Raw genomic sequence first — 21,373 nt, 5'->3', positions numbered from 1 at the left:
CACTTGGAAGTTCAACCAAGTCTGCGACCACAATTGACCAGTGACGTCGTCTACCCTTTCACTCCCTGATGCCCCGACATCCGGGCTCCGTTCTGCCAGGGGCCCGGCGATGCTCGCGTTGGCACTCGGCGGATTCGGAATCGGCACCACCGAGTTCGTGGCGATGGGTCTCCTGCCGGAGATGGCAACCGGGCTGGGTGTGTCCGAGCCCACCGCCGGGCATGTCATCTCCGCGTATGCGCTCGGCGTTGTAGTCGGTGCGCCGCTAATCGCGGCCCTGACTGCTCGGATCCCGCGGCGGACGCTGTTGATCGCACTCATGATCGCGTTCACGGTGGGCAACGCCGCGTCGGTGTTCGCGCCGTCGTACACGACGTTGATGCTCGCCCGATTTGTCGCGGGGTTGCCGCACGGTGCTTACTTCGGTGTTGCCGCCCTGGTTGCGGCGCACCTGGCCGAACCGGGTAAGCGCGCCAAAGCTGTTGCCATGGTGATGATGGGTCTTTCCGTTGCCAATGTCGTCGGTGTGCCGGCCGCCGCGTGGCTCGGGCAAACCGTGGGCTGGCGGAGTGCATTCGCACTGGTCGCGGTCATCGGTGTCGCAACTGTGGCGTCGCTGCTCGTCTGGATCCCGCGCCTCGACGCCATGCCGATCACCAACCCGATCACCGAACTCAAGGCACTGGGCCGCATCCAGGTGTGGATGACGCTGATAGTCGGCATGGTCGGATTCGGTGGCATGTTTGCCGTCTACACCTACATCAGCACGACGTTGACAGACGTGTCCGGGTTGGGTGCGTCATTTGTTCCGTTGGCGCTGATGCTCTACGGCCTCGGCATGGTGGCCGGCAACTTTGTCGGTGGTTTCCTCGCGGATCGGGCGCTCATGAAGGGCCTGTTCGTGTCGATGGCGTCGCTTGCGGTCATCCTTGCGGTCTTTGTCCTCGCCGTTCGCAACCCGTACACGGCGTTGCTCTTCGTCTTCCTCATCGGTTTGGCCGGTGCGTCCATGGTTCCGGGGCTTCAGACCCGGCTGATGGATGTAGCCGAGGACGCTCAGACCCTGGCCGCGTCGCTCAACCACGCCGCCCTCAACATCGCGAACGCGTTCGGAGCCTGGATCGGTGGAGTTGTTATCGCCGCAGGCTTCGGTTACACCGCCCCCGCTGCGGTCGGCTCTCTTCTTGCCGTCGCCGGCCTCGGCGTCCTGGTGGTTGCGGTGATCCTGCAGCGTAGAGCCGTGAACTGAGAACACGTCGGCACCATCGGCTACGGTGCTTGCCGTGCCACAAACAGCTGACTCTCATATTCTCGCGCCTCACACGATCACGTCGGTGAACGTCAACGGCATTCGAGCCGCAGCCCGCAAGGGCATGACCGAATGGCTCGAGAAGACCGACGCGGATTTCATCTGTCTGCAGGAAACCCGAGCATCCGACAAGCAGTTGCACGAGACTCTCGAACCAGCGCTGTCGAACGGTTGGTTCCTCGTTTCGGCTGAGCCGTCGGCCAAGGGACGCAACGGCGTCGCCGTCCTGTCCCGCGTCGAAGCCGACGCCGTTCGCATCGGTTTCGGTGACGAAGAATTTCAGGACGCCGGACGCTACATCGAAGCGGACTTTGCCGACCTCACGGTGGCCAGTCTGTACCTGCCGACGGGGGAGGCGCTGACCCCGAAGCAAGAAGCGAAAGAACGGTTCATGAGTTCATTCGCGGCTCACCTCGCGGTCACCGCCGCTGCGGCCGAGTCGGCCGGGCGCCACGTTGTGGTCAGTGGTGACTGGAACATCGCGCACAACGAAGCCGACTTGAAGAACTGGAAGGGAAACAAGAAGTCTTCCGGCTTCCTGCCAAGCGAGAGGGAGTGGATGGACGTTCTGTTCGGAGACGAGTCGGCGTGGGTCGACGTGTTCCGGACGTTGCATCCGGGTGTCGAGGGGCCGTACTCGTGGTGGTCGTACCGGGGTAAGGCATTCGACAACGATTCCGGCTGGCGCATCGACTACCAGGTGGCAACCCGAGCATTTGCCGAGCGCGCCAAGGTAGGCGTCATCGAACGCGCGGAGTCCTACGATCTGCGTTGGTCCGATCACGCTCCCGTCACCGTCTCCTACCGGTAGGCATCGGATATGCCCAGTGCCAAGACTCTCAAGGCTTTAGGCACCGTCGTCGTCGCCGTGATCGCCGTCGTACTCGCGATGGTGCTGTCCTCTCAGGACTCCGACAGTTCGGCGACGGCGGGCTCGGCTACTTCGAGCACGTCGGCTTCGGTGGCAACATCGGCCCAGAAGTCGTCAGCCCAGCAAGTGAGCAGCGATGCGCCGGCGCGGGTACTCGCAACGTTGGTGGAAATCGACGCCGGACGGTGGCCGGATTCCGCGAATGCGGTGGGAACAAAAGGCGGCGTCACATTCCGCAACAGCGAGGGCAGATTGCCTGCCGTCGGGGCAGGTGGTGGCCGGGTTGTCTACCAGGAGTGGGATGTCAATCCGAAGAAGAACGGTCAAGGCCGTGATGCCGAGCGGATCGTCACCGGCAACGACGGTTCCGCGTGGTACACCCTCGATCACTACGAGACCTTTACGAGGATCCGCTGATGTCTGATCTCGGAGCTGTCAGTGTGGACCGGTGGCTCGAACCGGAATCCGGCGTCTCGTCGGTGGCGGTGTCCGGCGAGCCGGCGCTTCTGGACGAGTTGGCGAGGGATCTCCGGATGCGCGATCTTGTTGTTCGCGTCGTTCGCGGATCGCACATGCAGACCGCCGCACAGGTCTTCGACGAATTTGCGGCAGCATTTCAGTTTCCGTCACACTTCGGCCGCAACAAGGACGCCTTCGACGACGTCATGCGTGATCTCGACGACGTACTCGGACTCGGCGCCGGGTTCGTCGTTCTCGTTCGAGACACTGAGCTGTTGCTGCGCGGCGAACCTGATCAGGTGCCGTGGTTCCGGGAGTCGATGGATTTCTACGCCGAAGAATGGGCGCCCACCGTGTTCGGCACCGCATATCAATTCGGCTCGGACTCCGAAGGAACTTTTGCCTCGGAACTCGCGGTGCTTCGTTACCCGGACACCACACACACCCACTGAATCACCCTCGTGGAAAGATCGGAAGCATGTCGACCCCTGCAGAACAGAAGCCCACGGCAAAACCTCGCGTGCTCTCCGGTATCCAACCGACGTCGGATTCCTTCCACCTCGGTAACTACTTGGGCGCGCTGCAGCAGTGGGTGCCGTTGCAGGACGACTTCGATGCCTTCTACTTCATCCCGGACTTGCATGCCATCACCGTGACCCAGGACCCCAAGGAACTGCGTCGGCGCACCAAGGTTGCCGTGGCGCAGCTACTTGCTATCGGGATCGACCCCGACCGCGCCACGATCTTCGTCCAGAGCCAGGTTCCCGAGCACGCTCAACTTGCCTGGGTCCTGAATTGCATCACCGGTTTCGGTGAGGCCAGCCGGATGACGCAGTTCAAAGACAAGTCGTCCAAACAGGGCAGTGACAATGCCAGTGTCGGCCTGTTCACGTATCCGGTTCTGATGGCCGCCGATATCTTGCTGTACCGCCCGCAACGCGTCCCGGTGGGTGAGGATCAGCGTCAGCACCTCGAACTGGCACGAGATCTGGCCGGTCGGTTCAACAGTCGCTACGGCAAAGCCTTTGTCATCCCGGAACCGCAGATCATCAAGGGCACCGCCAAGATCTACGACTTGCAGGACCCGACGTCGAAGATGAGCAAGTCGGCAGCGAGCGACGCTGGTCTGATCAATCTGCTCGACGATCCCAAGGTGTCGGCCAAGAAGATCAAGTCGGCAGTCACCGACAACGAGCGTGAGATCCGCTACGACCCGCAGGCCAAGCCTGGCGTCAGCAACCTGCTCACCATTCAGTCGGCTCTGTCCGGTGTTCCGATCGAGACTCTGGTCGCGGGCTACGAGGGCAAGGGCTACGGCGATCTCAAGTCCGATACGGCAGACGTGTTGGCGCAGTTCGTGACTCCGCTCAAGGCCAAGGTCGACGGCTATCTTGCCGATGAGGCGGAGTTGGACCGCATCATTGCCGCCGGTGCACACCGGGCCCGTGAGGTCTCGTCGCGCACGCTTGCCGCCGTGTACGACAAGGTTGGATTCCTGCCGCCCAAGGGCTGATCCCGGGGATCGTGAACCGGTTGGCACGAAACAGGTCGACACGAATACAGGGGGAAATCTGTGGCTGAATCAGTTGTCGTCGAGGAGCCGAGCTTTTTCGACAAACAGCGCGCGGCACGGCCGTGGCTCGATCACCTTGTTCGTGCCGGTATGAGATTTCAGAACCAGAAGGGCGACTACTACGCCGCCGGAATCACGTACTTCAGCGTCCTCGCGTTGATTCCGATCCTGATGGTTGCGTTCGCGGTGGCCGGTTTTGTCCTGGCCGGCCACCCCGAATATCTCACTACCATTCAGGAAGAGATCACCAAATCCATCCCCGGCAGCCTTGGCGACACCATCAACAGCTTGATTCAATCGGCGATCGATTCCCGCGCCAGCGTCGGTGTTATCGGCCTTCTTGTTGCGTCGTACGCAGGCCTCGGCTGGATGGCCAACGTCCGCGATGCGCTCACCGCGATGTGGGAGAGCAAGCGTGATTCCAAAGGGTTTGTCAGAACCAAAGTCGGTGACATCGGGGCACTGCTCGGTCTGGGCGCAGCTTTGGTCGTTTCACTCGGCATGTCGGCGCTCAGCAGTGGGCCGGTAGCGCGTCAGGTTCTTGTGTGGCTCAACCTCGAGAACATCACCGGGGTCGGCGTCGGACTGCGAGTCTTGTCGACCCTGCTGTCGATCCTGGCCACCTGGGCTGTGTTCCTGTGGGTGATCGCACGATTACCGCGTGAACCGGTGAGCTTACGCAGTGCCGCCGGTGCAGCACTGATGGCAGCTCTGGTTTTCGAAGTGTTCAAACAGGTTGGTGCGATTTATCTTTCGGCGGTCAGTAGCGGCCCCGCCGGCGTCGCATTCGGACCGATCATCGGTTTGCTTGTCTTCGTGTTCACCGCGTCGCGCATGCTGCTTTTCTGTACTGCCTGGGCTGCGACGACACAGGAAAGCATGGCATTGGCTTACATCCCGCCGCCCGACCCGGCGATCATCGCGCCGCGGGTGGTCGTCAGCGAGGGTATGTCACCGTCACGCGTCGCCGCACTGATCGGGACAGGTGCCGTGGCTGGACTCGGACTTTCAGGGCTCTTGCGCCGTCGATAAGGTTGAGCGCTCAGAGTTTCCGCAGGCCACGAAGTACCTGCATCAAGGGCAGTGACGATGCGAATCCGGTGCGGAATTTCGGATGAAGTCCGCCCAGGTTCATCAACACCGCATAGCGAACACCGTGGTCACGCCAGACACTCATCTTGTCGATGATTTCGGAAGGTCTTCCAGTCAAGTAGATGTCGCGAACGAGACCGTCAGGAACGAGTCGTGAGTACTTCAAGGCGGTCGATTCGTCGATGGTGTGCGGAACCAAGTCCTGCGCACCGGAGAAGTCGCTTCCCATCGGATGCTGCACGCCGTGCCTGGCCCAGGCGTCGGCAGGGGCGCCGAGAGTAAACGAACGGGTCCCCACCGACTCGACCATCTCATCTACCTCGTTGCTGCTTCGTGATGTCAGGACAAAGAAGTACGCGGCTGGAGTGATGCTCTGGGGGTCTCGGTTGAAGTCGGATGCAGCGGATCGGATCCGTTCGAGTTTGTCTCGATACTGTTCTGGTAACTGTGCGAACGCGGGGAACCAGGCGTTTGCGTACTTTCCGGCGAGTTTCAGCATTCGTGGCCCGTGAGCGGCCACCCACATCGGGGGTCTGCCATTCCTGTGGGGTGGGATTTCGAACACTGCGTTGCGCAGTGGGAAGTACGGTGAATCGCGCGTCACAGGGTCTCCGCCCGAGTCCCATAACGCGCGGATGGTTGCAAGGGCCTCCTCAAAGCGAGAGACCGGGGCATTCCATTCGACGCCATAGGGTTCGTTGCCTTCGCGTTCACCAGGGCCTATGCCGAGGATTGCTCGTCCGCGACTGAGATGATGAAGGGTGGCGGCTGCCTGCGCAGTCACTGCCGGATTGCGCCGGCCGGCGTCGGTGACACCGACGCCGAGTTGTAGTCGGGTGAAACGATTGTGGGCTGCGATATTCCCCAGGACAGTCCAGGGCTCGTAATACGCATTCGCGAATGGCGCGACCTTGCTCGCGCCGACGTACTGCGATTTCCAGATCGAGGTGGGGAACAGCCCGTTGAGATGGTCGGGAATCCAAATGGAGTCTGCGCCACTTGCGGCGGCTATTTGGCGAGTGGTCCGCATCATGAAATCGGGTGTGTATCTAGTGTGAAGCGCCGCATCCATGACACCGGTTTTGAAACCGTTCACGATGAGATCCCTTCGAGCAACGGACTCAGGGCATACAGGCCGCTGCCGGGTTGCGTTCAAAGGTGGTCTGTCCGTGCCAATGATCCTCCGCGGCACATGCGATGTCACTGCTTGAGAAGTGTGGTGGAACCGACTAACGGCGACGGCGGCCCACCAGGATCGCCCCGAGGATCAGACCGAGGACAACGACAGTGCCGCCGACTGCGACGGCTGTGCGCGCCGTCGAGCTGAATCCGGCGTCAGGGGACGTGCCGGCCGCAGAGACCGCTCCAGGCGCCCCTGGTGCGGTGGTGGTGGCGATCTCCGGTCGGCTGTTGTCGGCCACGGTGTCGGTCAGTGTTCCGACGGTCATCGTGGGGGAGAGTCCGAATCCGTAGTCGAGGAGGCGGGCGGCTTGCTCCCACGGACGGATCGGCTGTGCTTCGCCGCCCATCAATGTGACCAGGAGGGTTCGGCCATTCCGCTGGGCCGCACCGACATAGGTATGACGGGCGTCGTCGGTGAAGCCGGTCTTGCCGCCCAACGCGCCGTCGTAGTTGTAGAGCAGTTGGTTGTCGTTCGCGAGGGTGAAACCTGGGCGGTCTTGATCTTCGGGGATTGTGGGGTCTTTGGGGAATCCCGGAAACTGAACCGTCTCAGTGTGGATCAACTCGGCGAACGTCGGATTCTGCAGTGCCGCATGGAATATCACCGCAAGGTCGTAGGGTGAACTGCTCATTCCGGGGCCGTCCAGTCCGGAGGGTGTGGCGGTGCGGGTATCGAGTGCGCCCAGTTCCTCGGCCAGCGCGTTCATCTTCTTCACCGCGGCGTCGTCACCTCCGAGCTGACTGGCCAGCGCGTGGGCGGCGTCGTTGCCCGACGCCATGACCAGTCCCTGCATCAGCTGCCGATTGGTGTACGTGCCGCCTTTGCCGAGTCCGACAGCGCTGCCTTCGGCATTTGCATCCTCTGCGGTGGCGGTGACGACGGTGTCGAGATTCAACGTGTCGAGCGCGACGAGCGCCAGGAGCATCTTGATGGTGCTGGCGGGACGGTAGCGGCCGTGCGGATCTTTGGCGGCGAGCACTTCACCGGTTTCCGCGTCGGCGACCACCCAACCGGAGGCGGCGATGTCGGCGGGCAGTGGCGGCGCTCCGGCAGGCAGAACAACTCCGCAACTACCGAGTCGGTCACCTCCGACCGGTTGGTCCGGTACCGGTACGGGCGCGGGCACAGTTGTTCCGGGTGCGGGAATCTCCGAGAGGTCCACTGCGGGAGCCGGCAGGCTCGTGAACGGGCAACTGTCGGTATTAGGCGTGGTGAATGGTGCCGACGTAGTCGGCGGTGGGACGGGTTGCGCGGTCACCGTGCCGGCAATTCCAGACACCCCTCCGATTCCGGAGATCACTGTTCCGGCAACAACAACTGCACACGCTCGACGCCACATCATCGTTATCCGAGGGTAGGCGCATTGCGCGTAACCGCCGAATCGCCGTGCCGTCTGCCACAGTGGAAGGGTCAGTTTTCGATCGGTGCACAACGTCAAGGGCAGGGGATCGGTATGGGCAAGATTGTGGTGACGGAGTTCGTGTCCCTGGACATGGTCATGGAGGCGCCAGGCGGTGAACCGGGCTACGCGCACACCGGCTGGGTCTTTCCATATCAGGAGGGCGACCAGATGAAGTTCAAACTCGACGAAACCCTCGCCGCGGATGTGCTCCTGCTCGGTCGACGGACGTACGAGAGTTTTGCCGGTGCGTGGCCTGAGCGTGAAGACGACCAGGGCTTTGCAGACAAGATGAACGAGATGCCGAAGTACGTTGTCACGAGCAGTACAGAGCCACTCGAATGGAATAACTCGACGGCTCTCACCGGCCCTATCGAGGAATCCGTCCCGAAGCTCAAGGAACAGATTGACGGCGAAATCCTGGTGGCGGGAAGTCGGACGCTCGTTCACGCATTGCTGTTGGCCGGTCTGGTCGACGAGCTGCGTTTGATGGTTTTTCCAGTGATCCTGGGCTCCGGTGGAAGAGTGTTCCCAGAATCGGCGGACAAGATCGTCCTGGAGTTGGTCGAAGATCGTCGATACAACTCGGGTGTTCAGGTACTGGCGTACCACCCAGCCGTGAAGTAGCGACCCGAAAAATGACGAATGCCCCTCCCGCACAGCGGAAGGGGCATTCGAGTGGAGAGATCTAGCGTGCGAACAGCAGTGCTCGCTTGACTTCCTGAATCGCCTTTGTCACCTGGATGCCGCGGGGGCAGGCGTCGGTGCAGTTGAACGTGGTGCGGCAGCGCCACACACCGTCCTTGTCGTTCAGGATGTCGAGACGCTCGGAAGCGGCCTCGTCACGGCTGTCGAAGATGAACCGGTGTGCATTCACGATGGCAGCGGGACCGAAGTAGCTGCCGTCGCTCCAGTACACGGGGCACGACGTGGTGCAACATGCGCAGAGGATGCACTTGGTGGTGTCGTCGAAACGAGCACGGTCGTGCTGGCTCTGGATGCGCTCACGAGTGGGCTCGTTGCCACTGGTGATGAGGAACGGCTTCACGGCGCGGAATGCGTCGAAGAAGGGTTCCATGTCGACAACGAGGTCCTTCTCCACCGGCAAGCCGCGGATGGGCTCGATGGTGATGGTGACCGGCTTGCCGTCCTTGGGGAGCATGTCCTTCATGAGGATCTTGCACGCCAGGCGGTTGACGCCGTTGATGCGCATGGCGTCGGAGCCACAGACACCGTGTGCGCAGCTACGACGGAACGTGAGGGTGCCGTCGAGGTAGCCCTTCACGTACAGCAGCAGGTTGAGCATGCGGTCGGTGGGCAGAGCCGGGACCTGGAAGCTGTCCCAGTGCTGACCGTCGCCCGATTCCGGGTTCATCCGCGCGATCTTGAGGGTCACCATGACGGCGCCTTCGGGGACCGGGGGGAGGGCTGGTGCTTCTACAGCAGGCGCAGACATCAGTACTTACGCTCCATCGGCTCGTAGCGGGTCTGTACCACCGGCTTGTAGTCCAGACGGATGTCGGAGAGCAGGCCGTCGCCCTCCTTGTATGCCATCGTGTGCTTCATGTACTCGGCGTCATTGCGATCCGGGAAGTCCTCACGAGCGTGGCCGCCACGTGATTCCTTGCGGTTGAGCGCACCGACGACGGTGACCTCTGCCATTTCGAGCAGGAAGCCCAGTTCGATGGCTTCGAGCAGGTCGCTGTTGTAGCGCTTGCCCTTGTCCTGAACCGTGATGTGGTTGTAGCGCTCCTTGAGAGCGCGCACGTCCTTGAGTGCCTGGGTGAGGCGCTCTTCGGTACGGAACACGGATGCGTTGTTGTCCATCGACTGCTGGAGTTCGGTGCGGATGTCCGCAACGCGCTCGTGGCCGTGATCGGACAGGATGACGCCGACCCAGTCCTCGACCATGGCGGCCGGGGTCTCGGGCAGGTCGACGAACTCGGTGGAGTTCGCGTACGCGGCGGCGGCGATGCCGGCGCGGCGGCCGAAGACGTTGATGTCGAGGAGCGAGTTGGTGCCGAGGCGGTTGGCACCGTGCACGGAGACGCAGGCACATTCGCCGGCGGCGTACAGGCCCTTGACGACCTCGTCGTTGTTGCGCAGAACCTCACCGTTGATCTTGGTGGGGATACCGCCCATGACGTAGTGGCACGTCGGGTAGACGGGCACGGGCTCCTTGACGGGGTCCACGCCGAGGTAGGTGCGCGAGAACTCCATGATGTCGGGGAGCTTCTCGTCGAGAACTTCCTCGGGGATGTGCGTCACGTCGATGTAGACGTAGTCCTTGTTCGGGCCGGCACCGCGGCCTTCGAGAACTTCGAGAACCATCGAGCGAGCGACGATGTCTCGGGGAGCGAGGTCCTTGATGGTGGGGGCGTAGCGCTCCATGAAGCGCTCACCGTCGGCATTACGGAGAATGCCGCCTTCACCACGAACTGCTTCGGAGATCAGGATGCCGAGGCCGGCGAGTCCTGTCGGGTGGAACTGGTGGAACTCCATGTCCTCGAGGGGGAGGCCCTTGCGGAAGATGATGCCCATGCCGTCACCGGTGAGGGTGTGTGCGTTGGACGTCGTCTTGTACATGCGTCCCGAGCCGCCGGTCGCGAAGACGATCGACTTGGCGTGGAAGATGTGGAGCTCGCCGGTCGAGAGCTCGTAGCAGATGACGCCGGTGGCAACCGGGCCGTCTTCGGTCTCGGTGATGGCGATGTCGAGTGCGTAGAACTCGTTGAAGAACTCGACGTCGTGCTTGACGCAGTTCTGGTAGAGCGTCTGCAGGATCATGTGACCGGTGCGGTCGGCGGCGTAGCACGCGCGGCGAACCGGGGCCTTGCCGTGATCGCGGGTGTGGCCACCGAAGCGACGCTGGTCGATCTTGCCTTCGGGCGTGCGGTTGAACGGCAGGCCCATCTTCTCGAGGTCGAGCACCGCGTCGATGGCCTCTTTGGCCATGATCTCGACGGCGTCCTGGTCGGCGAGGTAGTCGCCGCCCTTGACGGTGTCGAAGGTGTGCCACTCCCAGTTGTCTTCCTCCACGTTCGCCAGTGCGGCACACATGCCGCCCTGGGCCGCGCCGGTGTGGCTGCGGGTGGGGTAGAGCTTGGTCAGTACGGCCGTGCGGGCGCGGGGGCCAGCCTCGATTGCCGCACGCATGCCGGCGCCGCCGGCACCGACGATGACCACGTCATAACGATGTTCCTGCATGAAGTCTGTGCTCCCCTAGCTCGCCGAGATATTGGGGTCGAAGGTGAAGATGACGTACGTGCCCAGTGCCATGATCAGAATCATCGAGATGACGAGGATCGTGGTCAGCCAGAAGCGCGTGGAGTCCTTGCGGGAGTAGTCCGCGATGACCGTGCGCAGGCCGTTGCCGCCGTGAAGCTGCGCCAGCCAGAGCATCGTCAGATCCCAGATCTGCCAGAACGGGCTGGACCAGCGGCCTGCGACGAATGCGAAGTTCAGACGGTGAACGCCACCGTCGAGCATCAGCATGATGAACATGTGGCCCAGGACCAGGACGATCAGGGCGACGCCGGAGAAACGCATGAACAGCCACGCGTACAGCTCGAAGTTGTTCTTGGCCTTTGCCCGCGGGGAACGCGGGTTGTCCAGGCTGGCCGGACGGTCGTATGAGGTGCCGAGGCTCTTGGCTTCGGGTCCGTGAGTAGTCGCCATGTCAGTGCTCCGCAAACATGTTGATGAGGATGCGTCCGGCGCCCGGGATCATCACCAGGAACCAGATCGCCAGAATGGTCCAGAGCATGACGCGCTGGTACTTCGGGCCCTTCGACCAGAAGTCCACGAGCATCACGCGCACGCCGTTGAGGGCGTGGTAGAGAACCACACCGACGAGGCCGATCTCCATGAGACCGACGACGGGGTTCTTGTACGTGTCGATGACAGCGTCATACGTGTCGGGGTTGACCCGCACGAGGGCTGTATCGAGAACGTGTACGAATAGGAAGAAGAAAGTTGCGACGCCTGTGATCCGGTGTAGAACCCAGGACCACATTCCGGGGTCGCCCCGGTAAAGCGACCTCGTGCGCTCCTTCTGAGGAGCGGCTTCAGTCGTAGTACTCATCGAGTGCTGTGCCTCCAACGTCATTGGTGGACGCGCCGAGCTTGCAGAGAGCTTCGAGGTACTCAGCCCGGGCTCGACGTGGTCCTGAACCGACTTGACCCAAACTCTAAACCTATGTGAAACGGGGAACTAATCAGCCGTGGGATTCGTACACCAACCAATGTCTTTGTAAGGTTTGCCTTTCCAATCTTTATTGTGGCCGTATCGTGTCGTTTCTGCATGCATTCAGTTGGCGTGATTGGATTGTGAACCATGGGTGAAATCGACTGGAAGTTGTTGCGCGACAACGCGCAACAAGTCATGCGTCGGGCCTATGCCCCGTACTCCGGATATGCGGTAGGTGCCGCGGCACTAGTGGACGATGGTCGAATCGTCTCAGGATGCAATGTGGAAAATGTCTCATACGGTTTGAGCTTGTGCGCCGAATGTGGACTGGTGAGTAACTTAGCGGCCACCGGCGGCGGACGCTTGATTGCCTTCTCGTGCGCCGACGCCGACGGCGCGATACTGATGCCGTGTGGCCGGTGCCGACAGCTCCTACTCGAACACGGCGGCGCGGAACTTCTGATCGACACCACTCGCGGACCGCGCCCACTCGCGGAGTTACTCCCGGACGCATTCGGACCGGATCAAACGGAAGGACTTCGCCATGTTTGACGCCGTGTCGATCATCAGAGCAAAACGTGACGGTCGGGAGCTCTCGGGTACCGAGATCGATTGGATCGTGCAGGCGTTCACTGCGGGTGTTGTACCCGACGAGCAGATGGCGGCCCTCGCCATGGCGATCTACTTCCGCGGGATGACGCGCTCGGAGACCGGCCGCTGGACGCGGGCGATGATCGAATCCGGCGGCACCATGGACTTTTCGGACTTGCCGATTGCGACGGTGGACAAGCATTCGACCGGTGGTGTGGGAGACAAGATCACGCTTCCGCTGGCACCTCTGGTTGCGGCGTGTGGTCTTGCCGTTCCGCAGCTGTCAGGGCGTGGACTCGGCCATGCCGGTGGAACTCTCGACAAACTCGAGGCGATCCCGGGTTGGCGTGCCGATCTCACCGCAGCCGAGATGGTGGAGATCCTCGCGAACCCGAAGATCGGTGCGGTCATCTGTGCTGCGGGTGCAAATCTCGCGCCGGCAGACAAGAAGCTCTACGCCCTGCGGGACGTCACGGGGACGGTGGAATCCATTCCGCTGATCGCGAGTTCGATCATGAGCAAGAAGATCGCCGAAGGAACCGGTGCCCTGGTGCTGGACGTGAAGGTCGGTTCGGGTGCATATATGAAGGAACTCGGCGACGCGCGGGAGTTGGCGCGCACCATGGTCGAACTGGGCAACGACGCCGGTATGCGCACAACGGCATTCATCACCGAGATGGGGACGCCACTCGGCCTGACTGCCGGTAACGCCCTTGAAGTGCGCGAATCGGTCGAGGTGCTGGCGGGCGGCGGACCTGCTGACGTCGTCGAACTCACCCTCCTCCTGGCTCGGGAAATGTTGTCGGCGGCCGGAATCGACGATGTGGATCCCGCGCAGAAGCTCGCCGACGGCAGTGCCATGGATCGGTGGCGGGCCATGATCGAAGCGCAGGGCGGCAATCCGGATGCGGACTTGCCGGTGGCTCGGCACACCGCGGTCGTGACTGCCGACCGCGATGGTGTTCTCACCCGATTGGATGCCATGGGCGTCGGTATCGCAGCGTGGAAACTGGGAGCGGGACGCGAGCGCCAAGGCGACGCAGTCCAAGCCGGTGCCGGGGTGCAGATGCACGCAAAGCCTGGTGACGTGGTCCGTGCCGGGCAGAAGTTACTGACACTGCACACGGACACGCCCGAACGATTTGACGCCGCCCGCCGAAGTCTCGACGGGAGTTGGGCAATCGGGCCCGAATCCGACACAGTGTCGCGGCCGCTGCTCATCGAGCGGATTGGGGGTGACTCGCGTTAGCTTATGTTGCATGAACGCACCGGTGTTGAACTCGATTCGTAGCGCGCCCAAAGTTCTACTGCACGACCACCTCGACGGTGGTCTGCGTCCACAGACAATCCTGGAACTGGCGGAGCATTCCGGATACACGGATCTGCCGGCGCACACGTCTGCCGAACTCGCGCAGTGGTTTCGAACCGCAGCAGACAGCGGTTCGCTCGAGTTGTACCTCGAGACCTTCGCGCACACCGTGGCCGTGATGCAGACCGCCGAGGGACTCTCACGCGTGGCGCAGGAATGCGCCGAGGATCTAGCCGACGACAACGTGGTGTACGCGGAGGTGCGGTTTGCGCCCGAACAGCATCTCGAACAGGGGTTGACGCTCGACGAAGTGGTTGAGCACGTGCTCGAAGGATTCCGGGCAGGGGAGTCAGCGGCCCAGGCACAGGGGCGCAACATCCAGATCGGCTGCTTGTTGACCGCCATGCGTCATGCCGCCAGGTCTCGTGAAATCGCCGAACTGGCTGTGCGATTCCGTGACCGCGGTGTGGTCGGCTTCGACATCGCCGGTGCCGAGGCCGGGAATCCGCCGAGTCGTCATCTGGACGCCTTCGAGTACATGCGGGATGCCAACGCGCACTTCACCATCCATGCCGGTGAAGCGTTCGGGTTGCCGTCGATTCACGAAGCTATCGCATTTTGTGGAGCCGACCGGTTGGGGCATGGTGTGCGCATCGTGGACGACGTCACCGCCATCGACGGTCGTCACGAGTTGGGCAGGCTCGCGAACTTCGTTCGAGACATGCGCATCCCGTTGGAGCTGTGCCCGAGCTCGAACGTCCAGACCGGCGCCGTAGCCGCCTTGGCCGATCACCCGTTCGGCCTGTTGGCAGACCTGCGGTTCCGGGTCACCGTCAACACCGACAATCGGCTCATGGGTGATACCAGCATGAGTCGCGAGATGGCGGCGCTGGTCGACACGTTCGGCTACGGCTGGACCGACCTCGAACGATTCACGATCAACGCCATGAAATCTGCGTTCATCCCGTTCGACCAGCGTCTCGCGTACATCGACGACGTCATCAAGCCCGGGTACGCCGTACTGATCGGCTAGCCGAACTGACCGGATAGCGCCGTTTACTCAGGACGCAGACGTGTCTCGAACTCACGCTCGAGTTCGCGCCATCCTTCGGATTCCTTGGTGAACGGCGCACTGGGAGCCATCCGGGACGGATCGGGGTTGAGGAGGTACGAGACGTACCACCCGAGCTCGTTGGACGCGGACAGGGTTTCCTCGGTGGAGTCGTCGTCAGCGAAATCGGCTGCATCGGTGAACAATTCGACAGCAAGTTCGAGCTGTTCGACGTCGACGGCATCCGGGCCCTGGGCAAGGTCGTCGGCGATGCCGGGGAGAACGTAGACATTCTCGTCGGTGACCTCGATGTCGAGTGAACCGTCGACGGCTGCATTCTGGATCAGGCCGTACGTGCTCACCTGTGACAGATCGTGCTCGTGATTGTCGGCGAGATACCGTGCGAGAGCGCGCTCGGACCGGAAGACCGTGATCAACCCGTCCTTACCGAGGAAGATTGCCTGTTCGCCCATGTAGCAGCGCAGAGTGTAGAAGGTGTCGGCCGAGGTGATGATGCGGACCGGATCGACGCCGACCTCGCCCCAAAACGTCTCGATCTCGTCTTCCTCGTCGAGGTCGTCTTCGTCGAATTCCTCGTCCTCGCCCTCTTCGGCGACGTCGTCCGCATCGACGGTGTTCTCGGCGGCGGCGAGGAGTTCGGCTTCGGCGACTGCCACGGCGCCGGCATCAACCTTGGGTGACGTCACCACGTTGTCGATCGCGTCGAGAACCTTGTCCCAGTCCTTGGCGATGGCTGCGCCGACCTGATCCCAGATCTCGAGTCCTTCACGACCGTCGAACGTGCTCGCGCCCGTCGCGAGTGCACCCAGAATCGGGTGGCCGCTGAAGAACCGGATCACGGAATCCAGTTCGCAGACTTCACCGATATTGCGGGCCATGTTCAAGGTGTCTTCGAGTTCCGAGACGACCAGCGGTTCCGGGTCCCCGGCAGCAAGTTCCGGCACTCCCACGAAGTCGAACGTGAAGTTCTCCTCCGGTTCGAGTTCCGCAGCGGAAAGTCCGGCCACAACACTCCAGGCGGGGTGGTCGACCAAATCGTTGTCGGTATCGGTGCGGATGAAGGCAGCGAGTTCCGCGACCGAGGCAAACCCGTACAGATCTTCCTCGTGACCGAGGAAGGCCTCCCATTCGTCGTCGCCCTCACGCCACCGAGGCGCCCACAACGTGACGAGGTCTCCACTTGTGAGACCGATTTCGATCGGGACGATATCTCCAGCCATGGGCGGAAGCCTATCGACCCGATCGCCCTGCGCATAGCGCGGGTTACTCACACCTCGCCGAGTGAGCGCCCGAGTTGATTCATCAGACGTTCGCGTTCGACGTTACTGCGGTGAACTGCCTGGTGGATGGTGGCAATGGTCAGTGCGGTGACAGCCTTCGGTTCCATGGTGGTCACGGCGTCGGTGATGGTCAGTTCGACTAACGCGCCCAGTCCGTTGACACAGGCGACAACCGTGCCGTCAGGGCTAGCTGCGGTGGCCCGGATAGCGTCGACGCCTCCGACGGCGTCCTGCATCAAACCGCACTGACTCTTGGCGCGCTCCATGATTCGGTCCATCTCGTTCATATCGATCGCATCCAGGTAGCCGGGGCTGTGTCGGTGTGCTCTTCGGCTGCTTGGGCGTCGGCCAATTGCTCGCGTGTTGCGAGTCCCAAAGCGTTTACGATGTCCGCCGGAACGCCATCCGCTTCCAGTTCGAGACGGTGGCGGACCCCGGCCTCCATGGCGGCCCGGGCGGCGAGGGCCATGATCTCGGTTGCCAGCCGAGCACCGCCGTAGCGTAATTCGCTGTGATGGATTCGGATATCGATGGGAATGCCCTGTTCGGTGGCCCGTAAGGCGATTGTCCCGCGGCGATTTGCCGCCACTGCGGTGATGACGCTCGGTGGGCGCGGTGTGTCGTGCATAATCGTGCTCATTTCACTCGGTGGGTCGGTAGAAGCCGTGAAATCCCATGCCGATGTTGGATGTTCGGACGGGGCTGACGCTGACGGGGTCGCCGGCCTCGACCATCTGGCCGTTGCCGATCACCATGGCGACGTGGCCGTCCCAGACTGCGAGGTCGCCCGGCAGGAGATTGGCCTGATCGACGGGGCTGCCGATGCCTTGTTCCTGAGCAAGGCGCGGAATGTCGACGCCCGCTTGTCCGTAGGCCCATTGCGTCAAACCACTGCAGTCGAGGCCTACTCCGGGTGAGGTTCCGCCCCACTCGTACGGCACTCCTTGCTGGGTGAGCGCATTGCGCACCGCAGCGGCGGCTTCGGCGTTTGGCGCAGTCGCAACAGAACCGTCGGGCAAATCGATCTGCAATCCCGCTGCCGCACTGCCGGTACTCGCAACGGAACCGGTTGACGACTCCGCATTCGTGGCCCCGGGCGCGGTATCCGGTAGCGCTACCGGCGGCACCAGAGCGGACATTTTGTCGGTGGACCCGGTGAGATCGCCGCGCATTCTCTCCACGACGGATATTGCGCGCCCCAGATGGTCGAATGCCGCTGCAACGAGCATCAATTGACCTGGTGGTGTCAGGAGAGCCGGACCGGCTTTGGCGGCGATACCGAGAAACGACTGCAAGATGCCGTTCAATTCGTTGATCCCGGCGGACACCGTCATGGTTGCCTCGTCGACAATTCCGGCGATGTCGGTGCCTCGGTCGGTGAGTGTTCGAGTTGCCGCTTGGGTCTGCTCGGTCATCGCTGTTGCGGCGTTCATGCCCGCGGTGGATGTTCCGCCGCCGGACAGTTCCCCCAGCGCGGCGGTACCGAGTTGGTAGGCGATCTCCAGAACGTCCGACGCGATGCGGAGTCCGACCTCAGGTCCGTTCGAGTCGGTGACGCCGGACCCCAGGGTTGCCACCAGGTCGATGATCGGCCGGGCAAGGGCCTCGACGGGGATCATGTCCGGGCCGCTTCGACGATGGCGGAGCGAACCGACTCGTCAGTGCCGGCATACAGGTCGCGGGCGCTGTGTGTGGCGGCTGCGGCGCTGGATACAACGGTGGCGAGACGGCCGAGGTCGTCGATCTGAGCCTGTTGTGCTTCGCCGGTGACACGGACGAAGTCCTCGGCGATCAATCCCAGGACTGCGCCGAGCGCAGTGTGATCGTGACGGGCCGCGTCGGCCTGGGCGCGCGCGACGGTGTCGGCGATGGCGGCCAGACGCGAACCGAAGTCCGTGATGTCTTCTGTGTGAGCTAGAAAATTGTCCAACTTCTCTTCCCCCCGTTGCGCTTACTCCTTTCTTGGACGCCGCCGGGGGCCGCTCGGTTCCCGAGGAACTATCCTCATGGTCATGCAAACGCACGTAGTCGACCATCCGCTGGCAGCGGCACTCCTGACGACAATGCGTGATGCACGCAGTGACAATTCGACATTCCGGTCAGCTCTGCGTCGACTCACGCACATGCTCGTGTACGAGGCAATGCGCGATGCGGAGATCGAAGAGTTCCCCGTCGACACACCGGTGGCGGCGACAACAGGTATTCGACTTGCCAAGCCTCCGTTGCTGGTCCCGGTGCTGCGCGCCGGTCTGGGCATGGTCGAGCAGGCCAGTGCGTTGATCCCTTCGGCCGGTGTCGGCTTTGTGGGAATGGCGCGCGACGAGAAGACTCACGCACCCGTTCCGTATCTCGAGTCGCTGCCTGCTGATCTTTCCGGAATCCCGGTATTCGTACTCGATCCGATGCTGGCAACCGGTGGATCGATGGTTCACACGATCGACCTGCTCGTTGCGCGCGGCGCTACCGACGTCACGGCAGTGTGTGTTGTTGCGGCACCGCGTGGCGTCGACGCGCTTGCGGAGTCCGGCCACCCGGTTCGGCTGGTTCTGGCGAGCATCGACGACGGCTTGGACGAGAACGCTTTCATCCTGCCCGGACTCGGCGACGCGGGCGATCGGCAGTTCGGACCGCGCTAGCCTACAAATTTTCTGCGAAGGCCCGGAGTTGTGTTGTCCGGGCCTTCGCTGCTGCCTGGGCGTCGACGAGTTCGCTGCGGGCCGCTACCGGAATCACGACTTCGAGGTAGCACTTGAGTTTGGGCTCGGTGCCGGACGGGCGGATGACGATGCGCGTCGTCGCGCCGGTGAACACCACAGCGTCGGTGCGCAGTGGCGAGTCGGGTGTGGCCAGATCTTCGAACATGACTGCTTCGCCGCAGATTTCGTGTGGTGGATTGTTCCGCACGCGATCCATGATCGTGGTGATGTCGGCAACGTCGTCGACTCTGCGGGAAACTTGGTCCCCGTGGTGGTAGCCGAATTCGAGGGCGTAGTCGTCGAGCACATCCAGCAAGGTTCGGTCGTTTTCCGAGAGGGTGGCAACCAGATCGGCAACCAGAACGGCGGCGGAGATTCCGTCCTTGTCCCGGACGGCGTCGGGGTCGACACAGTGGCCGATCGCTTCTTCGTAGGCGTAGACAAGGCCGTCGCCCGCTCGGGTGAGCCATTTGAACCCGGTGAGGGTGCACGCGAACCGGGCGCCGCGAGTGGGAGCCAATTTCGAGAGCAGAGTGGACGACACGATGGTGGTTGCTACCAGCGAATTCGGTTGCGCCGTGGAAAGTACGTGGTCGGCAAGCAGCACGCCGGTCTCGTCTCCACGGAGCATCCGCCACCCGTCGCCGTCGTGTACCCCGACGGCGCAGCGGTCGGCATCCGGATCGAGAGCTATCGCGAGATCAGCGTTTACGGTGTCGGCCAGCGCGAGGAGCGCATCGGCAGCGCCCGGCTCTTCCGGATTGGGAAAGGCGACGGTCGGGAAATCGGGATCGGGATCGAACTGCTCGGCGACTACGTGGACGTCGGTGAAACCGGCGGCATGCAACGCAGCCAGTGCGGTGTCGCCACCGACGCCGTGTAGTGGTGTCAGTGCGATGCGAATGTTGCGGGCTTGCCCGTGCGGAAGGGTCGAGACGCGTCGTATGTAGTTGTCGATCACGGAGTTATCCGGCGCCGTATTGTCCACCGCCGTCACCGGGGTTCTGGCGATGCTCGACGCACCACTGACCTTCGCGATTGCGCTTTCGATCTCACGATCGGCCGGTGAGACCAGTTGCGATCCGCCGTCCAAGTACACCTTGTAGCCGTTATCCGCGGCGGGGTTGTGCGACGCGGTGATCTGGATTCCGGCAGTGGCGCCGAGTGATCGAACGGCAAATGCGAGCACCGGAGTCGGCAGCGGGCGGGGGAGAAGGGTCACGTCGAATCCGTCGGCGGCCAGGACCTCGGCGGCGGCAGTCGCAAATGCTTCGGAACCGTGGCGAGCGTCGCGGCCGACAACAACGTGAGAGCCGCTGTGACCGTGCGCTTTCAGCCACGCTCCGAGTCCGGCGGTGGTGCGGATGACAACGGCCACGTTCATTCCGTGTGGGCCACCTCGTACCGGACCGCGCAACCCCGCTGTACCAAAGGTCAGTGGGGCGGAAAAACGTTCGGCCAGTTCATGTTCGGAGAGCGATTCGAGTTCGCGCCGCGTCTCGGGGTCGGGATCGGAGTTGATCCACTCCTGTACCGCTTGGTTCACAGTTCGCGGACCAGTTGGCGCAGCAGCGTTCCCACTCGGGTGGCGGAAGCCTTGCCTGCCGCGAGCACTTCCTGGTGATCGAGTGGTGCGCCGGTGATGCCCGCCGCAAGATTGGTGACCATCGAGATGCCCAACACGCGTGCCCCCAGCGCACGGGCCGCGATGGTCTCGTGGACAGTCGACATGCCCACGAGGTCGGCGCCGAGGGTACGCAGCATTCGGATTTCGGCCGGCGTTTCGTAATGGGGCCCTGGCAGTCCGGCGTACACGCCTTCGACCAGTTCGGGGTCGATGGAGCGGGCGAGCGCTCGGAGTTCGGGGGAGTACGCGTCGACGAGGTCGACAAATTCCGCGCCGACCAACGGTGAACGGGCTGTCAGATTGAGGTGGTCACTGATCAGGACCGGTTGACCGACGGTGTAGTCCTCGCGGATACCGCCGGCGGCATTGGTGAGGATGACGGTGTCCGCACCCGCTGCGATGGCGGTGCGAACGGGATGGACCACTGAGCTGAGTTCATGGCCCTCGTAGGCGTGGGTGCGCCCGAGGAGCAGCAGAACCTGGGTATCACCGACCGTGACGGTGCGGATGGTTCCGGCATGGCCGAGCGCCGACGGCGGAGCAAAGCCGGGTAGGTCGGCCATCGACACCTCGGCGGTGGGCTCGCCGAACTGGTCGGCAGCGTCAGTCCACCCCGAGCCGAGGACTACGGCGACGGACGGCGGCGCGCTTCCGGTCATAGCGGACAGAGCAGCAGCGGCGGCTTCGGCGATCGTTCCCATGTGCGCAACCTTACTGACGAGT

24 protein-coding genes are annotated in these 21,373 nt (G+C 62.7%); 11 read left to right on the top strand and 13 right to left on the bottom strand.

Features of this window, described 5'->3' with window-relative positions:
* The first annotated feature begins 109 nt into the window (after nt 1-109).
* From FFI94_RS20490 to yhjD, 6 genes are read left to right on the top strand one after another with little or no spacing between them, the layout of a single operon-like run.
* On the top strand, nt 110-1,249 hold the full coding sequence (locus tag FFI94_RS20490) for an MFS transporter (RefSeq protein ID WP_138873311.1): 1,140 nt from the start codon (nt 110-112) through the stop codon (nt 1,247-1,249).
* 25 nt (nt 1,250-1,274) lie between these two features.
* Complete coding sequence (locus FFI94_RS20485; protein WP_138869445.1) at nt 1,275-2,120, top strand: exodeoxyribonuclease III; 846 nt, start codon at nt 1,275-1,277, stop codon at nt 2,118-2,120.
* Nucleotides 2,121-2,129: 9 nt separating this feature from the next.
* Nucleotides 2,130-2,597 carry a ribonuclease domain-containing protein gene (locus tag FFI94_RS20480; RefSeq protein ID WP_138869444.1) on the top strand — a complete coding sequence of 156 codons (468 nt, stop codon included), beginning with the start codon at nt 2,130-2,132 and terminating at the stop codon, nt 2,595-2,597.
* Nucleotides 2,597-3,091 carry a barstar family protein gene (locus FFI94_RS20475; RefSeq protein WP_138869443.1) on the top strand — a complete coding sequence of 165 codons (495 nt, stop codon included), beginning with the start codon at nt 2,597-2,599 and terminating at the stop codon, nt 3,089-3,091. Before FFI94_RS20480 ends, FFI94_RS20475 begins: the two co-directional genes overlap by 1 nt.
* A gap of 26 nt (nt 3,092-3,117) precedes the next feature.
* Nucleotides 3,118-4,152 carry a tryptophan--tRNA ligase gene (gene trpS / locus FFI94_RS20470; protein ID WP_138869442.1) on the top strand — a complete coding sequence of 345 codons (1,035 nt, stop codon included), beginning with the start codon at nt 3,118-3,120 and terminating at the stop codon, nt 4,150-4,152.
* 60 nt (nt 4,153-4,212) lie between these two features.
* Entirely contained in the window at nt 4,213-5,244 is a 1,032-nt protein-coding gene (yhjD, locus tag FFI94_RS20465) for an inner membrane protein YhjD (protein ID WP_138869441.1), read from the top strand.
* A 10-nt stretch (nt 5,245-5,254) separates the two neighbouring features.
* Here the strand turns inward: yhjD and FFI94_RS20460 are convergent, their stop codons facing one another.
* Together FFI94_RS20460 and FFI94_RS20455 are read right to left on the bottom strand one after the other, a co-directional pair.
* Nucleotides 5,255-6,400, bottom strand: a complete 1,146-nt coding sequence (locus FFI94_RS20460; RefSeq protein WP_138869440.1) for an LLM class flavin-dependent oxidoreductase — start codon at nt 6,398-6,400, stop codon at nt 5,255-5,257.
* Between the two features lie 133 nt (nt 6,401-6,533).
* On the bottom strand, nt 6,534-7,829 hold the full coding sequence (locus FFI94_RS20455) for a D-alanyl-D-alanine carboxypeptidase family protein (RefSeq protein WP_138869439.1): 1,296 nt from the start codon (nt 7,827-7,829) through the stop codon (nt 6,534-6,536).
* Between the two features lie 111 nt (nt 7,830-7,940).
* Between FFI94_RS20455 and FFI94_RS20450 the strand changes: the two genes are divergently transcribed.
* Nucleotides 7,941-8,513, top strand: a complete 573-nt coding sequence (locus tag FFI94_RS20450; RefSeq protein ID WP_138869438.1) for a dihydrofolate reductase family protein — start codon at nt 7,941-7,943, stop codon at nt 8,511-8,513.
* Between the two features lie 61 nt (nt 8,514-8,574).
* On the opposite strand, the gene FFI94_RS20445 is transcribed toward FFI94_RS20450, so the two are convergent.
* The 4 genes from FFI94_RS20445 to sdhC are packed head-to-tail and all read right to left on the bottom strand — an operon-like array spanning nt 8,575 to nt 11,970.
* Nucleotides 8,575-9,342: a succinate dehydrogenase iron-sulfur subunit gene (locus FFI94_RS20445; RefSeq protein ID WP_033231276.1), complete on the bottom strand. Its 768-nt coding sequence runs from the start codon at nt 9,340-9,342 to the stop codon at nt 8,575-8,577.
* Nucleotides 9,342-11,093 carry a succinate dehydrogenase flavoprotein subunit gene (sdhA, locus tag FFI94_RS20440; RefSeq protein WP_138869437.1) on the bottom strand — a complete coding sequence of 584 codons (1,752 nt, stop codon included), beginning with the start codon at nt 11,091-11,093 and terminating at the stop codon, nt 9,342-9,344. Before sdhA ends, FFI94_RS20445 begins: the two co-directional genes overlap by 1 nt.
* Nucleotides 11,094-11,108: 15 nt before the next feature.
* Complete coding sequence (locus tag FFI94_RS20435) at nt 11,109-11,564, bottom strand: succinate dehydrogenase hydrophobic membrane anchor subunit (protein WP_138869436.1); 456 nt, start codon at nt 11,562-11,564, stop codon at nt 11,109-11,111.
* A gap of 1 nt (nt 11,565) precedes the next feature.
* Nucleotides 11,566-11,970, bottom strand: a complete 405-nt coding sequence (gene sdhC / locus FFI94_RS20430; protein WP_072782401.1) for a succinate dehydrogenase, cytochrome b556 subunit — start codon at nt 11,968-11,970, stop codon at nt 11,566-11,568.
* 252 nt (nt 11,971-12,222) lie between these two features.
* On the opposite strand from sdhC, the gene FFI94_RS20425 reads away from it, so the two are divergent.
* From FFI94_RS20425 to FFI94_RS20415, 3 genes are read left to right on the top strand one after another with little or no spacing between them, the layout of a single operon-like run.
* Nucleotides 12,223-12,627, top strand: coding sequence for a cytidine deaminase (locus FFI94_RS20425; RefSeq protein ID WP_138869435.1), 405 nt, complete (start codon nt 12,223-12,225; stop codon nt 12,625-12,627).
* Entirely contained in the window at nt 12,620-13,915 is a 1,296-nt protein-coding gene (locus FFI94_RS20420; protein WP_138869434.1) for a thymidine phosphorylase, read from the top strand. Before FFI94_RS20425 ends, FFI94_RS20420 begins: the two co-directional genes overlap by 8 nt.
* A 10-nt stretch (nt 13,916-13,925) precedes the next feature.
* Nucleotides 13,926-15,008, top strand: a complete 1,083-nt coding sequence (locus tag FFI94_RS20415) for an adenosine deaminase (protein ID WP_138869433.1) — start codon at nt 13,926-13,928, stop codon at nt 15,006-15,008.
* 23 nt (nt 15,009-15,031) lie between these two features.
* On the opposite strand, the gene FFI94_RS20410 is transcribed toward FFI94_RS20415, so the two are convergent.
* The 5 genes from FFI94_RS20410 to FFI94_RS20390 are packed head-to-tail and all read right to left on the bottom strand — an operon-like array spanning nt 15,032 to nt 18,257.
* On the bottom strand, nt 15,032-16,267 hold the full coding sequence (locus FFI94_RS20410) for a primosomal protein (RefSeq protein WP_138869432.1): 1,236 nt from the start codon (nt 16,265-16,267) through the stop codon (nt 15,032-15,034).
* A gap of 47 nt (nt 16,268-16,314) precedes the next feature.
* The gene (locus tag FFI94_RS20405) at nt 16,315-16,614 is read right to left on the bottom strand and encodes a YbaB/EbfC family nucleoid-associated protein (protein WP_138869431.1); all 300 of its coding nucleotides are present in this window, start codon (nt 16,612-16,614) and stop codon (nt 16,315-16,317) included.
* Complete coding sequence (locus FFI94_RS20400; RefSeq protein ID WP_138869430.1) at nt 16,611-16,955, bottom strand: hypothetical protein; 345 nt, start codon at nt 16,953-16,955, stop codon at nt 16,611-16,613. The genes FFI94_RS20405 and FFI94_RS20400 overlap by 4 nt, the downstream gene beginning before the upstream one ends.
* 13 nt (nt 16,956-16,968) lie before the next feature.
* Nucleotides 16,969-17,946, bottom strand: coding sequence for a C40 family peptidase (locus tag FFI94_RS20395; RefSeq protein ID WP_138869429.1), 978 nt, complete (start codon nt 17,944-17,946; stop codon nt 16,969-16,971).
* Nucleotides 17,943-18,257 carry a hypothetical protein gene (locus FFI94_RS20390; RefSeq protein WP_138869428.1) on the bottom strand — a complete coding sequence of 105 codons (315 nt, stop codon included), beginning with the start codon at nt 18,255-18,257 and terminating at the stop codon, nt 17,943-17,945. The genes FFI94_RS20395 and FFI94_RS20390 overlap by 4 nt, the downstream gene beginning before the upstream one ends.
* An 82-nt stretch (nt 18,258-18,339) precedes the next feature.
* Here FFI94_RS20390 and upp point away from each other — a divergent pair, with 82 nt between their 5' ends.
* Nucleotides 18,340-18,963, top strand: coding sequence for a uracil phosphoribosyltransferase (gene upp, locus FFI94_RS20385; protein WP_138869427.1), 624 nt, complete (start codon nt 18,340-18,342; stop codon nt 18,961-18,963).
* Nucleotide 18,964: 1 nt separating this feature from the next.
* On the opposite strand, the gene FFI94_RS20380 is transcribed toward upp, so the two are convergent.
* Nucleotides 18,965-20,569 (bottom strand): phospho-sugar mutase, encoded by a 1,605-nt coding sequence (locus FFI94_RS20380; protein WP_138869426.1) that lies wholly within the window; start codon nt 20,567-20,569, stop codon nt 18,965-18,967.
* A complete protein-coding gene (locus FFI94_RS20375; RefSeq protein WP_138873310.1) occupies nt 20,566-21,351 on the bottom strand; it encodes a purine-nucleoside phosphorylase in 786 nt (261 codons plus the stop codon). The genes FFI94_RS20380 and FFI94_RS20375 overlap by 4 nt, the downstream gene beginning before the upstream one ends.
* Nucleotides 21,352-21,373 lie beyond the last annotated feature (22 nt).

The sequence above is a fragment of the Rhodococcus sp. KBS0724 genome (assembly GCF_005938745.2).
Classification (GTDB): domain Bacteria; phylum Actinomycetota; class Actinomycetes; order Mycobacteriales; family Mycobacteriaceae; genus Rhodococcus_F.
The sequence above is the reverse complement of the archived record's forward strand: the minus strand, read 5'-3'. Positions and strand labels throughout refer to the sequence as shown.

Coding starts and splice junctions, on each gene's coding strand:
- FFI94_RS20420 (WP_138869434.1), top strand. CDS start 12,620: ATGTTTGACGCCGTGTCGATCATCAGAGCAAAACGTGACGGTCGGGAG.
- sdhA (WP_138869437.1), bottom strand. CDS start 11,093: ATGCAGGAACATCGTTATGACGTGGTCATCGTCGGTGCCGGCGGCGCC.
- FFI94_RS20445 (WP_033231276.1), bottom strand. CDS start 9,342: ATGTCTGCGCCTGCTGTAGAAGCACCAGCCCTCCCCCCGGTCCCCGAA.
- sdhC (WP_072782401.1), bottom strand. CDS start 11,970: ATGAGTACTACGACTGAAGCCGCTCCTCAGAAGGAGCGCACGAGGTCG.
- trpS (WP_138869442.1), top strand. CDS start 3,118: ATGTCGACCCCTGCAGAACAGAAGCCCACGGCAAAACCTCGCGTGCTC.
- FFI94_RS20395 (WP_138869429.1), bottom strand. CDS start 17,946: ATGATCCCCGTCGAGGCCCTTGCCCGGCCGATCATCGACCTGGTGGCA.
- FFI94_RS20490 (WP_138873311.1), top strand. CDS start 110: ATGCTCGCGTTGGCACTCGGCGGATTCGGAATCGGCACCACCGAGTTC.
- FFI94_RS20410 (WP_138869432.1), bottom strand. CDS start 16,267: ATGGCTGGAGATATCGTCCCGATCGAAATCGGTCTCACAAGTGGAGAC.
- upp (WP_138869427.1), top strand. CDS start 18,340: ATGCAAACGCACGTAGTCGACCATCCGCTGGCAGCGGCACTCCTGACG.
- FFI94_RS20450 (WP_138869438.1), top strand. CDS start 7,941: ATGGGCAAGATTGTGGTGACGGAGTTCGTGTCCCTGGACATGGTCATG.
- FFI94_RS20455 (WP_138869439.1), bottom strand. CDS start 7,829: ATGATGTGGCGTCGAGCGTGTGCAGTTGTTGTTGCCGGAACAGTGATC.
- FFI94_RS20375 (WP_138873310.1), bottom strand. CDS start 21,351: ATGGGAACGATCGCCGAAGCCGCCGCTGCTGCTCTGTCCGCTATGACC.
- FFI94_RS20475 (WP_138869443.1), top strand. CDS start 2,597: ATGTCTGATCTCGGAGCTGTCAGTGTGGACCGGTGGCTCGAACCGGAA.
- FFI94_RS20425 (WP_138869435.1), top strand. CDS start 12,223: ATGGGTGAAATCGACTGGAAGTTGTTGCGCGACAACGCGCAACAAGTC.
- FFI94_RS20400 (WP_138869430.1), bottom strand. CDS start 16,955: ATGCACGACACACCGCGCCCACCGAGCGTCATCACCGCAGTGGCGGCA.
- FFI94_RS20405 (WP_138869431.1), bottom strand. CDS start 16,614: ATGAACGAGATGGACCGAATCATGGAGCGCGCCAAGAGTCAGTGCGGT.
- FFI94_RS20480 (WP_138869444.1), top strand. CDS start 2,130: ATGCCCAGTGCCAAGACTCTCAAGGCTTTAGGCACCGTCGTCGTCGCC.
- FFI94_RS20435 (WP_138869436.1), bottom strand. CDS start 11,564: ATGGCGACTACTCACGGACCCGAAGCCAAGAGCCTCGGCACCTCATAC.
- FFI94_RS20415 (WP_138869433.1), top strand. CDS start 13,926: ATGAACGCACCGGTGTTGAACTCGATTCGTAGCGCGCCCAAAGTTCTA.